Annotated in this window: 13 protein-coding genes; 10 read left to right on the top strand and 3 right to left on the bottom strand. The window is 55.0% G+C overall.

The window, feature by feature from the left end; all coding sequences use genetic code 11:
* Nucleotides 1–55 precede the first annotated feature (55 nt).
* The 3 genes from ACZ5OO_RS01390 (at nucleotide 56) to ACZ5OO_RS01380 (ending at nucleotide 1,878) form a co-directional block, all read left to right on the top strand.
* The gene (locus tag ACZ5OO_RS01390) at nucleotides 56–739 is read left to right on the top strand and encodes a phosphatase PAP2 family protein (RefSeq protein WP_013266883.1); all 684 of its coding nucleotides are present in this window, start codon (nucleotides 56–58) and stop codon (nucleotides 737–739) included.
* A gap of 89 nt (nucleotides 740–828) precedes the next feature.
* Entirely contained in the window at nucleotides 829–1,353 is a 525-nt protein-coding gene (locus ACZ5OO_RS01385; RefSeq protein WP_013266882.1) for a Mut7-C RNAse domain-containing protein, read from the top strand.
* Between the two features lie 90 nt (nucleotides 1,354–1,443).
* Nucleotides 1,444–1,878, top strand: coding sequence for a CBS domain-containing protein (locus tag ACZ5OO_RS01380; protein WP_148217158.1), 435 nt, complete (start codon nucleotides 1,444–1,446; stop codon nucleotides 1,876–1,878).
* Between the two features lie 16 nt (nucleotides 1,879–1,894).
* Here the strand turns inward: ACZ5OO_RS01380 and ACZ5OO_RS01375 are convergent, their stop codons facing one another.
* Nucleotides 1,895–2,464 carry a ParB N-terminal domain-containing protein gene (locus ACZ5OO_RS01375; protein WP_013266880.1) on the bottom strand — a complete coding sequence of 190 codons (570 nt, stop codon included), beginning with the start codon at nucleotides 2,462–2,464 and terminating at the stop codon, nucleotides 1,895–1,897.
* A gap of 242 nt (nucleotides 2,465–2,706) precedes the next feature.
* Between ACZ5OO_RS01375 and ACZ5OO_RS01370 the strand changes: the two genes are divergently transcribed.
* On the top strand, nucleotides 2,707–3,195 hold the full coding sequence (locus ACZ5OO_RS01370) for an OB-fold nucleic acid binding domain-containing protein (RefSeq protein ID WP_013266879.1): 489 nt from the start codon (nucleotides 2,707–2,709) through the stop codon (nucleotides 3,193–3,195).
* Between the two features lie 145 nt (nucleotides 3,196–3,340).
* Nucleotides 3,341–4,249: an MBL fold metallo-hydrolase gene (locus ACZ5OO_RS01365; protein ID WP_013266878.1), complete on the top strand. Its 909-nt coding sequence runs from the start codon at nucleotides 3,341–3,343 to the stop codon at nucleotides 4,247–4,249.
* On the opposite strand, the gene ACZ5OO_RS01360 is transcribed toward ACZ5OO_RS01365, so the two are convergent.
* Both ACZ5OO_RS01360 and ACZ5OO_RS01355 read right to left on the bottom strand, forming a co-directional pair.
* On the bottom strand, nucleotides 4,218–4,514 hold the full coding sequence (locus ACZ5OO_RS01360; protein ID WP_013266877.1) for a hypothetical protein: 297 nt from the start codon (nucleotides 4,512–4,514) through the stop codon (nucleotides 4,218–4,220). The genes ACZ5OO_RS01365 and ACZ5OO_RS01360 overlap by 32 nt on opposite strands.
* Nucleotide 4,515: 1 nt before the next feature.
* Nucleotides 4,516–5,211, bottom strand: a complete 696-nt coding sequence (locus ACZ5OO_RS01355) for an orotidine 5'-phosphate decarboxylase / HUMPS family protein (protein ID WP_148217157.1) — start codon at nucleotides 5,209–5,211, stop codon at nucleotides 4,516–4,518.
* 175 nt (nucleotides 5,212–5,386) lie between these two features.
* Between ACZ5OO_RS01355 and ACZ5OO_RS01350 the strand changes: the two genes are divergently transcribed.
* Genes ACZ5OO_RS01350 through ACZ5OO_RS01330 form a run of 5 tightly spaced genes read left to right on the top strand, consistent with a single transcriptional unit; the run spans nucleotide 5,387 to nucleotide 13,012 of the window.
* Nucleotides 5,387–6,619: a metallophosphoesterase family protein gene (locus ACZ5OO_RS01350; RefSeq protein WP_013266875.1), complete on the top strand. Its 1,233-nt coding sequence runs from the start codon at nucleotides 5,387–5,389 to the stop codon at nucleotides 6,617–6,619.
* The gene (locus ACZ5OO_RS01345; protein ID WP_013266874.1) at nucleotides 6,616–9,354 is read left to right on the top strand and encodes an AAA family ATPase; all 2,739 of its coding nucleotides are present in this window, start codon (nucleotides 6,616–6,618) and stop codon (nucleotides 9,352–9,354) included. Before ACZ5OO_RS01350 ends, ACZ5OO_RS01345 begins: the two co-directional genes overlap by 4 nt.
* 1 nt (nucleotide 9,355) lies before the next feature.
* The gene (locus ACZ5OO_RS01340; RefSeq protein WP_013266873.1) at nucleotides 9,356–10,564 is read left to right on the top strand and encodes a DNA double-strand break repair nuclease NurA; all 1,209 of its coding nucleotides are present in this window, start codon (nucleotides 9,356–9,358) and stop codon (nucleotides 10,562–10,564) included.
* A gap of 13 nt (nucleotides 10,565–10,577) precedes the next feature.
* Nucleotides 10,578–12,134, top strand: coding sequence for a helicase HerA domain-containing protein (locus ACZ5OO_RS01335; RefSeq protein WP_464078343.1), 1,557 nt, complete (start codon nucleotides 10,578–10,580; stop codon nucleotides 12,132–12,134).
* On the top strand, nucleotides 12,134–13,012 hold the full coding sequence (locus tag ACZ5OO_RS01330) for a class I SAM-dependent methyltransferase (protein WP_013266871.1): 879 nt from the start codon (nucleotides 12,134–12,136) through the stop codon (nucleotides 13,010–13,012). Before ACZ5OO_RS01335 ends, ACZ5OO_RS01330 begins: the two co-directional genes overlap by 1 nt.
* Nucleotide 13,013 lies beyond the last annotated feature (1 nt).

Here is a 13,013-nt window from a genome sequence, read left to right as displayed (position 1 = left end):
CTCAGAACGGCATTTAATAGCGTTTGAGAGTTTACAGGACCTTGAGTGAAGGTTGATGGGCTCAGGCGAACGTCATGCTAACCTCAGGGCTTTCCTTATAGCTTCAGCAGCCCTTGTGGTAGTCCTAGTTCTGGAGCTTCTGAGAGGAGTTGATGGCATAGACATCATAAACCAGGTCGTGCTCAGGAACATAGGGCCTGACAGGCAAGTGATAGTGGAGGGGATCTCCTACACTGCGAGCTTAGAGGTGTTCGCCGTGCTCACAGCTATAGCCTACTTTTTTGACGTGGGGGTCCATAAGAGCGCATCAAAGAGATTAACGTCATTCGCGGTCGCCGTCATCTTCTCAATGATAGTGACGGCTATACTTAAGGCGTACATAATGGAGCCGCGTCCCCACGAGCCATTCATTTACTTTGGACTTCTGGGCAACCTGTTGAACGCGGACTACTATGGGTTCCCCTCAGGGCATACCGTGAGGGTTACGGTTCTCGCATATTACTTTACGGCAACGCCATCAATGAGAAGGAGGGGGCTCAGCTATGTCGTGATACTTTATGCCGCAGTGATAATGTTCACTAGGCTCCTTCTGCAGGTTCACTGGCTGTGGGACATAGTGGGCGGCATTGTGGTGGGCGTGTGGTCAAGCCTCTTAGTTGACGGCATTGGCGAGAGGCTATGGGTGCCCCTTTACAACGCCACGCTTGGCCGTCTTAGCTTTTTGAGGCTAAGGCAGTGAAGCCTTAAGGAGCTATACCATGAACTTCGCTTCCCGCCTTAGATGAGATATAAGGCTTCACCGGCGCACACCCAGAGAGGCCACGGGCAATGCAGCAAAGCAACAAGTTCATAGTTGACGCGATGCTGGGCACCCTAGCCAAGTGGCTGCGAATGATGGGATACGACACGCTTTACTCCAAGTCATATAATGATGCTCAGATACTAAGCATAGCTGCAAGGACTGGTAGGATAATAATCACTAGCGACAAGGGCCTCCACAGAAGGGCTGAAAAGCTGAAGCTAAAGGCCGTTCTTCTTCCCGAAGTAGACGTAGCTAGAAACCTTGCCAGGCTTGCCAGTGAGGGACTCATAGAGCTCAGGGCTGACCCCTCGATAAGCAGGTGCCCAATATGCAATGGGCCCCTGAGGGAGGTCACTGACAAGAATATTATAAGGGGCCGCGTTCCTCCAGGAGCCTTAGCTAGGTATGGCAAGTTTTACGTGTGTGTTAAGTGCGGTCATGTATACTGGGAGGGCGGCCACTGGAATAACATAAGGAAAATAGTCAACGATGCCCGGATGCTGGTTCAGAGCAGCAAGGTCATAAGTGAAAACGACGAGAAAAGTCCTTAAGTAGCTAAATATAGAAAGCTGTTAGTGCTTGGTATTTAGCTTACCATTACATTTTAACTGGCAGGGAGCCAAAGGGATCTGGTGGACGCTATGGCCACAGAGCCCTTGGTCAGGGACATAATGCACACCCCGCCAGTTAAGGTTACCCCTATAACGCCTGTTAACGAGGCAGCTCAGATAATGATGGACAAAGGCGTAGGCTCCCTCATTATAGTTGATGACAGTGACAACCTCATAGGTATAGTTACTAAGACCGACATAGTGAGGGAGGTGGTTGCTAAGGGGCTATCCCGTAACGTGCCCGTGGGCAACATAATGACGAAGAACCCCTACTTCGTGCTTGAGGACTATACGGTCAAGGAGGCCGCTGAGCTCATGGGGACTCACAACATAGGGCATCTTCCGGTCCTCTCCAGGAACAACATGAAGCCGGTTGGCATGATCTCTAAGAGGGACATAATAAGGTTAGCGCCGCACTACATAACCTTAGTGTACGTGCTGCAGTCCCAGGTAGAGAAACGCTGAAGGGAGCTTTCGTGACTTACCAAGGCCACTCCCTGCCATCATGAATTATCCTTCTGAGAGACGTTGGGAGAATTATGTTCTTGGCTGCTGTTATGTGGCGGGTTGCCTTGGGCGGCAGGAGCTCCCCAGACATGGCGGCCCTAACCACAAGGTCCTTGGTAGGCGGGGGAGGTATCACTATGAGGCCCGCGAGCGACCTTGTAGACGTCGAGACGCCTCTTAGGGTAAAGCCCAGGGACTCGAACTTCTTAATGTCGTAGTACGAGTCCAGCCCCTCAAGCCATATCATAACGGAGCCATCGTGACGATTCCTACGCTTCGATATAGCAGCTAGCCTGCGAAGCTCGTTAAGCGCCTCGCTACTATATGAATAGCTCCTCACCCATCCGAGCAATTTTACTTCATCAGAGTTATAATCTATAATAACGGCGGGCGCGTAACGGGCACCAAGCCTCTTCAGCGCCTCTAACCTGTGGGCGCCATCAACTAAAATCCATGAATCTGCGGCAACTACTAAGGGCTTGGCCATGACCATGCTCCTTGTTACGCTCTTCAGGACCTCATCAACGCGCTCAGGAATGAACATTTCATGGGGCCTTATAAGATCTACTCCAACCGAGGCTATGCTTACCTTAAGCGCCCTCCCAGCAGCAAAGGCTCATCAGCTCCGCACCTGGGGCACCAGTGAAAAATAGGAAAATAAGCATTTGTCAGGCTAGCTCAGGGGCTTTCAAAGGAGCAGGTATGCTTATAAACCCCGCTAGGCCAGCCGTTCTTGGCCCTTTCCTGGAAACAGGAGAGGGCGCGTAACTAGCGAGAGTGTGTGAAGTGTCGGGAGAGGGTGGAGAGTCCCCTCGCAAGGTTTCTAGCCTTCGCGAGGGTGAGGATAATATAGACATAAAGGTTCGTGTTTTGAGTGTTGAGCCTCCAAAGACCATACACACGCAGAGAGGAGACAGAACGATAAGCGAGGCCGTAGTAGGCGACGAGACGGGCAGAATAAAGCTCACCGCGTGGGGGCAACAGGCGGGCAAGCTTAACGAGGGCGACGCCGTAGAGCTGAAAGGCGCGTGGACCACAAGCTTCAAGGGACAGGTACAGCTCAACATAGGCAGCAGGGGGTCCATAGAAAAGATAGATGACGGCGAGGTGCCAAAGGCTGAGGAAATCCCAGAGAACACGCCAAAGGCTCAGTCTACGGGGTATAGGCCACCGAGAGGAGGTTCAAGGAGGTTCGGAGGTCGCCGCAGTTTTGGAGGTAGAAGGCCTCCAAGGAACGAAGAGAGTAACGAGGAAGGCGGGGAGGAGGAGTTCTAAGGACTAAAGCACTCTAAGGCCTTTCTTTAACTGTTTTAGTTGCTTCGCACAGTTTTTCGTGCACATGTCTTTAACGATGTTGGCCAAAGGCTACAAATGATTGTTTTTAACGCGTGTGCTGTAGGGAAAAGGAGGAGAGAAGGCCTTGACTCTTAGCACTATCAAGGGCTCCACGTTCTTAGAGAAGGGGAGCCCCGCGACGTTATTCTATACTGATAGGGAGACGGGAACGGTCTACATAGTTGATCCCGGCCAAGGGGAGGACAGGCCAAGGGCGCTTAGGAGGGACCTGGAGAAGCTCGGGGCAGGGAGGAAGTCGGTCCTTGTCACCCACTATCACAGCGACCACTTATCCGCCTTAGGAGAGCTGCAGGTTGACGAAGTAGCCATGAGCAGTCTCGACGCTCCCATAGCAAAAAATCCAGAGCTCAGGGTAGTAATGACGTTCGGCTACCCAGTTAATCCAGCTGACAAGCTCCTTACGTTCCATGGCCCCCCGATCAGGGTTGATGTGGAGATCCCCCCTGAGCGCGACAGCTACGGCCCCCTTAAGCTCGTGAGGCTGCCGGGCCACACGGACGGCCAGGTGGGCGCTATAACCCCAGACGGAGTCTTCTACGTGGCAGATGCGCTCTTCGGTGACAGGGTACTTGAGAAGTACGGCGTCCCATATCACAGGATGCCCTGCGCCGCGGAGGGAAGCCTAAGCACTATAGAGAAGCTTGAGGGCAGGGTCGACTTTATAGTGCCTTCACATGGCCCTTTAATTAAGGCGTCCGACGCAGGCCCCTTCATAGAGGCTAATATCAGAAGGATAGAGGAAGCTAAGGAAGTAATCCTAAACGTCATGTCAAAATCGGCTACCATAGAGGACATACTTGTTGCGCTGTTAAAGAAGTTCAAGTACTCTGAGTTAACGCCTGACGTTCTGATGCTGCTGGAGGCCACGGTCAAGGGCTATATAAGGTGCCTCAGGGATGAGAACGCAGTAGAAGTTGAAGTCGGTGAAAGGGGGCTGAGCTTTAGGGCCTCTGCGAAGCCCTCAACTGCTTGACCCTAAACGCGGCTACCCTGACGCTCCCCTCAGGCCCCTCGGGCTCCTTGAGCTTCTCTATCTCAACATTAAGGCCCTTCTCAAGCATTACGTACCTCAGGTCGTCGATCCAGTCGTAAAGGCCGCAGGTCTCGCAGTAGCTTCCGTCAAACTTGACGTAGTAGGTGTCGCCCTTCCTGGTAACGAGCCTGGCAATTGCCTCAGGGGACCTGTACCTGTTATACTCCTTGATGGACTCTTTGACAATTAATTTCACGTCGTCCATGCTACTGGCACCTTGGCCTTAATCCATCAAGGGCGGCCTTAGCTGCGGCCGCTGGGTCTGAGGACTTAGTTATTGCGGAGCCTATAATTATTATGTCAGCGCCGGCCGAGGCCAGGGCGCTAACATCTGAAGGCTTTATGCCGCCTGCGACTGCCACCGGCCCTCCGAAGACATCCTTGGCTCTCCTCACTATATCGGTGGCCTGCGCTGCGGTTATGCCTAGGGCCCTCTGAACGTCAATGCCTATGTGTATCACAGCAACGTGGGCGCCTGCGCCTTTGGCCTTCTTAAGCCATGAGTCTAGTTCCGTGAAGCCTATCAAGTCAACGTAGACGTCCTTCCCAACGGACTCAGCCTCTCTGACGGCCTCCTTAATGGTCTCCTCGCTGCTGGCCGCCAGGACGCTCATAGCGTCAGCGCCGTGCTCAAAGGCCAGCTTGGCCTCAAGGCCGCCCACGTCTGCAGTCTTTGTGTCTGCCATCACGAGATGTCTCCCAGGGAGCGACCTAAGTATGTCAACGCTTTTCATGCCCTCGGACTTTATGAGGGGCGTCCCAGCCTCAAGTATCACCGCAGGTCCTAGTGACGTGAGCGAACCTATCCTCACGGCATCCCTAAGGTCTGTGAAGTCAAGGGCTACCTGGAGCAGGTGGCCGCACTCCCTTAGCCTCTCAACTAGGCTTCCCAAGCCCCGCACCTGCCTTTCACGGAGGAACACGGGATTATAGCCTGATTGAAGCGGCAACGCAGGCTTTTTCGCTGAGCTTATATAGCGTGTGAGGCCTAAGGGCGAAAAGCTTAGAGATTTAGGGTATTACAGCTAAGTGAAGCCTGGGGTCAGGTCGGGGTCTTAGCAGTTGCTGCTGGCACACATGTCAGATATACATCTTGGCGCTAAGAAATACGGCGAGCGGATAATATACGAGGACATATTCAGGGCCTTCGAAGAGTCTTTAGAGGCCGTGAGAAGGGATCACGCGGAGGTTCTCGTTATATCCGGCGACCTCTTTGATGCGCCGCATCCCGACAACACTACGCTTGTGAGGGCGCTTAGGCTGATAAAGAATTTCGTATCTCACGGCATAAAGGTTGTAGCAGCTCATGGGGAACATGATACGCCGGGGAGGAGAGAGCACAGCCTCCTGTCGTTGATGTCTGAAGCAATAGAGGGCTTCTACGCCCCCGCTCTCTTGGGAGCAGGCAATCTAACTGAACCTCAGTTAGTGGACCTCACTACAGTTAAGTTAAATGGAGTGGCATTTATGGTGTACCCGTTCTCTAAGGTGAGCATAGATGAAAAGAGGAAAATCTACAGCAGGCTGAGCCCCTTCTATGACTCCCGCGCTAGGGAGCTGAGGAGGGACGGCATTAAGTCCGTCTTTGTAGCTCACATGCCTGTTGACCCTGTGTTCCCCTTCGCTGACGAGACCGTCACCTCAGTAAGGTCCTTCCCTAGGGTCAACTACGTAGCCCTAGGCCATATACACAAGAGGGAAATAAACTATGAGAAGTTCGCCGACGGAAACCTGTGGTATGCCTACCCTGGGTCCCTGTACCCGCTTGACATAAAGGAGGCCAGGGAGACGCATAAGAGGGGCCCGCTCCTGGTGGACCTCTCCTCTGATGAGGCGACAGTCAGCGAGGTTCCTGTGACTGTGAGGGAGCACTATGTAATACCTGTCACAATAAAGGAGCCAGGCTCCGTATACTACGACTTGAAGGGCGCTATATCGAAGGTTATGAAGAGCCCCAACTCCCAGCCCTTGGTTCACCTTGACATAACGGCGCTTCCAGGAATTCCAACGAGGCTGATAGAGGCGGAGGCCAACAGGATAGCCAAGGAACTCAACTTAATAGTCATACCTCACGTTACGAGGGCTGTCGATGAAAGTGCAAGCTTGCCCAGGGGCGAGGCGAAGACAAGCATTGACATAGTTAAGATGCTACAGGAAATAGTGGGGAACGACGAGTTCACGGCTAAGGTGGTGCTGGAGCTAGCGGCGGCAGCAGCTGAAGGCGAGGAGGACGCCGTAGACTCGGCCCTCGAGAAGCTGGCGTCGTGGCCCAAGTCGCTTGAGATCCTTAGGAGGCTGAGCGCCTCATGACTTACATAATAAGTAAGCTGACCCTGAAGGACTTCCTCAGCCATAAGGACACCAAGATCGAGCTGCCCAGGGGCAGCATAGCCATAGTCGGCCAGAACGGCGCCGGCAAGACAAGCATGTTCGAGGCCATTTACTACGCCCTCACAACAAATGGGTGGAGGGGAAAGCTATCCAACCTCGTCAGGACAGGTATTTCCAAAGCCGCTGTCGAGCTAGTGCTCAAGGATATAGATTCAGGGAGCGAGGTCAAAGCCATCGCGAGTATAGAGAAGCGCAGGCAGGACTCAGCCACATCAGGCTATAGGCTCACTGTAGATGGCAAGCTTGTCGCGAGCACGGCGTCAGACTACAGGGAAGAGATGGCCAAGGTCCTCGGCCTTCACGGAGTTAACGACTACAAGGGCTTCATAGACTCCGCCGTGATCATAAAGCAGGGCGGCCTTGAAGAGATAGCGTCGATACTTGCCCGCGAGGAGAGCAAAAGGCTTAGGGAGCTCGTGGAGACGGCTATAGGGATACCTCAGCTCAGGTCCGCGGCAGAGAACATAAGGTCGCACGCTATAAGGGCCTCCAGAAGCGACGGCACAACGATAGTCTCTGTTGAGGTAGGTCCAAGGAGAAGGTCCGAGGTCGCCATGATGCTTCAGAGCGTCAGGAAGGTCAGGCAGGAGAGGCTCTCTGAGCTCAGGGCCCTTGAGGAGGAGCTCGGTAAGCTTAAGGGGGAAGTAGAGAGGCTGGAGGCGGAAGTTAAGGAGCGCGAGGCTAAGGTAAATGAGCTCTGCAGTCCACTCGGCGCTATACCAGAACTTGAGCGGCAGCTGAAAGAGTTTGAGCAGCAGCTGGCCGGTAAGTCGAGGGAGGCCGAGGAGCTGGAGCTCAAGTCGAGAGAGCTTGAGCGCAGGGTTCAAGAGGCAGAGAAGGCTAAGGGGCTGGCCTCGCTGGAGCCCCAGGTCAAAGAGGTGGACTCGCTTAACGCTGAGATAGCAGGCATTTACAGGGACTTAACCGCGTTAAGGTCTGCGGTCGACGCGTTAAGCGACGTTGAGCGGTACGAGAACGGCTATAGACGGTACACGGAGCTCAGGACAAAGCTTGAGGACGTGCTGCGCAGGAGGGAGATGGAGCTCGCGAAGTCCTTGAGCAGCGCGGAGGCCGCCGTGTCCCAGGTTAACCTACTCAGGTCACAGGTGGATGACATCATTAAGCGGCTAGGTTCCCTGGTTGGAGCCTCTATATCAGCCTCGCCAGAGGGCTTAGAGTCGCTACGGCAGAGCGTTGCGAAGCTCGCAAACGACCTCGAGTCGCTTCGTAGGAAACAGCAAGAGCTTGAGGCCAGGCTTGGATCAGTGAGGCAAAGGGCCCTGCAGCTTAATGATATAGTTAAAGTCCTGGGCACCAGCGGTGAGGCCAGGTGCCCCGTCTGCGGCTCACCCCTCTCGCCGGAGAGGAAGGAGGAGCTGCTGAAGCACTTTGACAATGAGAGGAAGGGGCTCGCCACCGAGGAGAGAGCCGTCTCAGAGGAGCTTGAAAAGGTCAGCAGCTCCATCTCAGAGCTTGAGGACAGGGTTCGCACCGTTCAGGTGCTGGAGGCCCAGCTTGAACGCTTGATGAATTCACTCGCTAGGGTCAAGATCGTAGACGTGGAGTCCATAAAGAGAGAGCTTGAAGAGGTGACTAGGGAGGAAAAGGAGGTAAAGGACGAGCTCAAGAGCTTAGAGGGGGAGTACTCGGCTTATGTTTCTGCAAAGAACAGGCTCCTGTCGCTCGGAGTCAAGGACGCTGAAGCCGCGAAGGAGCTGAGGGGCAGGTATGAAAGCCTGGCCAGCGAGCTTAAAGCCAAGACGGACGCCAGGGACATTGCAATTAAGAAGCTGCTTGAGGCCACAGGGGCCCCCAGCTATGAGAGGGCGAAGAATGTCATAGAAGACGCTGCCAGGAGGGTTGCAGAGCTTCCATCGCTGCTAGAGCAGCTTAACATAGTGAAGTCCCGCCTGGGCGACCTAGCCTCGGAGAAGGCGCTGCTTGAGTCAAGGATAGGCGAGGTCAGGGCAAAGCTGGAGTCCCTCAAATCACAGGCTACGGCCTGCGAGGCTGAGAGGTCAAAGCTGAATGAGCTGAGGAACGCCTACACCAAGTTAAGCGCGCAGCTGGCCTCCGTAAGCTCGCGCATTGAGCAGGCCAAGAAGGAGGCAGACAAGGCTTACGAGGAGGAGCAGTCGCTGTCTAAGGCGTTAGATAAGCTCGACGCAGCCCTTGGGGCCGTCGAGGCGCTTGAGAGGCTTGAGAGGACCCTCTACAGGAGGGCTTTGGTGAGCCTTGAGAATGAGATGAACGAGATATTCAGGGTCTTCGGGCTGGACTACGCAAGGGTCGAGGTTAAGGAGACCGAGGACGCGTTTTACTTCGTAGTCGTTGACAGGCAGGGCCGTGAAAGGCCAATAGCAAGCCTTAGCGGAGGCGAACAGATAGTAATAGCGTTGGCTTACGTGCTCGCCCTCAACAGGATGATGCACTCCAACATAGGGTTCCTGCTGCTGGACGAGCCCACAGACATGCTTGACGACGAGAGAAGAAGGGCGCTGGTCGACGTGCTTGGCAAGCTCACTGAGGAGGGAGGGCTGCAGCAGCTCATAGTGATAACTCACCACATGGACCTAGTTGATAACGTAGACAAGGTGTGCTCCGTGGAGAAGGGCCCCGACGGCGTTTCTACGGTCAAGTGCGAGGGTGATTAATATGAGCAGCGTGGTGGCCGACGCCCTTGAGCTCAGGGATATTATAAGGAGCTTGGTAAGCGGCGCCCCTGAGGCCTGCGACTTCGAGTGGCGTAGCCTGCCAGAGCCCTCCAAGGGGCCCGTCGCATACTCGGTCGAGGACGGAGGCCAGGGCGACAGGAAGCTAAGGACCTACACTCTCTTTGCCGTGAAGGCGTGGGGGGCTAGCTTCAGCGATAATGGTCAATTTAATAGCGTCCAGGAGGGGTTTGTTGGCCTAGTGGTGCCGCAGGGCCTGGAGCCTGGGCAGAGGCTAAGGCTTTACAGGCAAGTCCTGGAGCTGGACGTCTCAGCCAAGAGCGCCGCGAGGGGAGGCATAGCTTTGTTTGACGGGACCCCGCCGATGCGGTGGGGAAGGGTGGGCACCGAAGTTACTTGGGGCGAGAGCCTCGAGCTGGCGGCAAGGGTGCTCGTCAACCGTTCCGAGGCCCTGAAAGGCCTTACTCAGGGCACGTGCACGGAGCCTGACGTGGAGTGCGTGCTTGACATCATAAGTAACGCCTCAAGGAGGCCCCTCACGGCAAGGGCCCTCCTGAGGCTCGCGGCCCAGGGCGGCCTAGACCTTAACTCGGGCAACGGGAGGAAGATCATTTACTCAGTTTTAGCCATGGAAAACCTTGAGAGGCTGTATCTCTTTAAGAGCGTAGTTGAGAAGGCGTGGTCCCAGAACTCCATACCAGTTTTCGTGGTTAAGACCAGCAGGTCGACGAGCTTCTGCAACAGGAGCCTTCCCGACATTCACGTAATAGAGGGCGCCCTAAGGGCTAAGGGGAACCTGGAGCCAGGCTACACCGTTGCAAACGTTTACAACAGCATCTATGATTACTTTGGCCTGAAGGAGAGCGGGCGGAGCATGTACCCTGACGTCGGCGACCTCAGGGAGTTTTACGAGAACAGGCTCTCCGTGGTGACGGCCTTTGTAAGGCTGAGGCGCGGAGGCTACATCTTTAAGGTTGAAGTGGTCTACGACCGCAGGGCTCAGAGCTACGAACAGGTGCTTAGGGAAGCCCTCTCCAAGCTTTCAGCGCTCCCGCTTACGGCCGAAGGGTATCCGCTGCCGCTTCTCATGGCAGACTCAAAGGCGAGGGTCACCTCGGCTGAAATGGACGCCGCGCTCAGGGCTGTCAGCCTCGACCTGGTCCCCGAGAGTAGGAGCGTCCTCAGGGTTTAGGAGGTGAGTCGGCGTGAGCTATCCGTGTTCAGACGGCAAGAGGCTGGGCTGGATAGTCGGTGAGAGCACCCCGCGCTCGAGCCAGGTGCTCTTTGCAGAGGACAGGGTGCCCCACACGGGCACCTACGTTTTGGCTGAGTCGCCGGACGGGTGCCTCTTTGGCATCGTTGAGTCGGTGTCTTCAGGCAACAGGCTGCTTCCCGAGGACGTCACGAGCCCGGAGTCCGTTGATGGGTTAGTTCAGATACTGAAGCAAAGCCCAGCGGTCTCGCCAACTTACATAAAGGGGACGGTGCGGTGGCTAAGCTATGAGGAGGACCTGCTGAGGGGCAGCATTTCATTACCCAAGGTGCCCCCAAGGCCTGGCACTGAGGTCTACGAGACTCCCCGGGAGGTCCTGGAAAAGGTATTCCAGGGCAATGGGGGTAACTGGCTGAGGATAGGGTCGCTCATAAATGACGGCATAAGCTACGGCATAGACGTTAACAAGCTCACGAGGCACCTGGCGATACTTGCAGTCACCGGCGGAGGCAAGAGCAACACTGTCTGCGTCTTAACTAGGAGACTAGTCGATGAGCTCTCAGCGACCGTAGTAATATTTGACATGCATGGGGAGTACGGGGACCTTAAGCTTGGCCCAAGGGCCAACTACACAGCCAGGCCCGCGATAAATCCAGCCAGGCTGTCCTTCAACGAGCTGGTGGAGCTGACCAGGATACCGGATAACGCCACCAATCAGCTCAGGGTCCTCAGGGAGGCCTGGAGCACGGTAATAGATAACTATTACGCGGGTAAGACCAGCTCGGACGATCTAATCGAGGAGCTCACGAAGGAGGTCTCTAGGGCCCGCGATAGAGGTAACTCAGACCCAGCCGTTGGTGTGCTGAACAGGCTCAGCGACCTTCAGGACTACTACGGCGATATCCTAAGTAAGTCCGTCCCCCTTGAGCTTAAGGAAATCATAAAGCCCGGCATGCTCAACGTCTTTGACTTGAGCGAGCTCGACGAGCTGGGAGCTGACGCGATAGTTAGTCATTACCTCAGGAGACTCCTGGCCGAGAGGAAGGCGTGGAAGCACAGCGGCGGGAAGAGGGGTTACCCAAGCCCGGTAGTCACTGTCATAGAGGAGGCGCACGTCCTCATACCGGCGAGGGACTCAACACTAACTAAGTACTGGGCCGCCAGGATAGCGAGGGAGGGAAGGAAGTTCGGCATAGGGCTTGTAATAGTGAGCCAGAGGCCTAGGAACGTGGACCCCGACGTATTGAGCCAGACTAACAACAAGATAATACTTAGGATGGTTGAGCCTCAGGACATAAAGTATGTGCAGGAGGCCAGCGAGGAGCTAAGCGAGGACCTGGCCAACATGCTGCCCAGCCTTAACCCAGGCGAGGCCATAGTTATAGGCAGTATGGTTAGGTTGCCAGCGGTAGTTAAGATAGATCCGTGCGTCTGCGAGGGGGAGCCCTGTAAGAAAGGGGGAGGAGACCTGGACCTTGTGAAGGAATGGAAGAGCTCTAGCAGCAGTAACAATGATGATATAAACGATATCATCGGTGAGCTAACTTAATGCCATCGCTGGAGGTTTTTGAGTTCAGGCCCTGCAACTGCCTCCTGTTAGCGCCGTGGGAAAGCCTTGCAATAGCTGAGGGCAGGGCATCGAGGGTCAAGGTAAATGTTGGCCTCGGCGAGGCTCTAGCTTCATATGACGGCGATTTTATAGCTATTGATTTTAATGGCGTTACATATGAAGTCGCTAGAAGTCTGTTAAGGGCTCATTCAAGAAGGAGGTCTATACTCGCAGTGCTGCCTGACGGTAACTTCTACGAGGTGGAGCTCAGGACGCCCACGTCATACTACAAGCTGGTGCCCTTGGAGGGCGGCGCTCCAACCCTGGAAATCAACGGCATACACATGCACAGGATCTCCGGCACCACGCCCCTAAGGGATGCCGAACTTAAGGTAAAGGCCGCTGGCGTGAGAAGAGGGGACAAGGTCCTCGAGATAGGCACGGGCTTAGGCTACACCGCCGCTGAGGCCCTCAAGGCGGGAGCTAAGGTCATCAGTGTGGAGCTCAGGGAAGAGGTGCTCTGGATTGCTGAGAGAAACCCGTGGAGCTTTCGGCTTAGGGACTTCAAGGATATAACGATTATACGCGGCGACGCCTGTGAAGTAGTCAACTATATCGAGGGACCCTTTGATGTTATAATTCATGATCCGCCCAGGCTGACCGGTGAAACAGGATGTCTTTACTCCAGTCGCCTCTACGCCAGGTTCTTTGAGTTGCTCAGGCCAGACGGAAGGATATTTCACTACACGGGGGAGCCGGGAAGAGCCAGGGGGCGAAGCCTTTATGCAGGAGTTATGAGGAACCTCAAGTCCGTAGGCTTTGAGAAGCTGAGGTACCTGGGTGACGTTATGGGGGTTGTCGGCGAGAGGCCCTGGTGAC

The organism is Acidilobus aceticus, from assembly GCF_055392325.1.
This window is presented reverse-complemented; position numbering and strand designations above follow the sequence as displayed.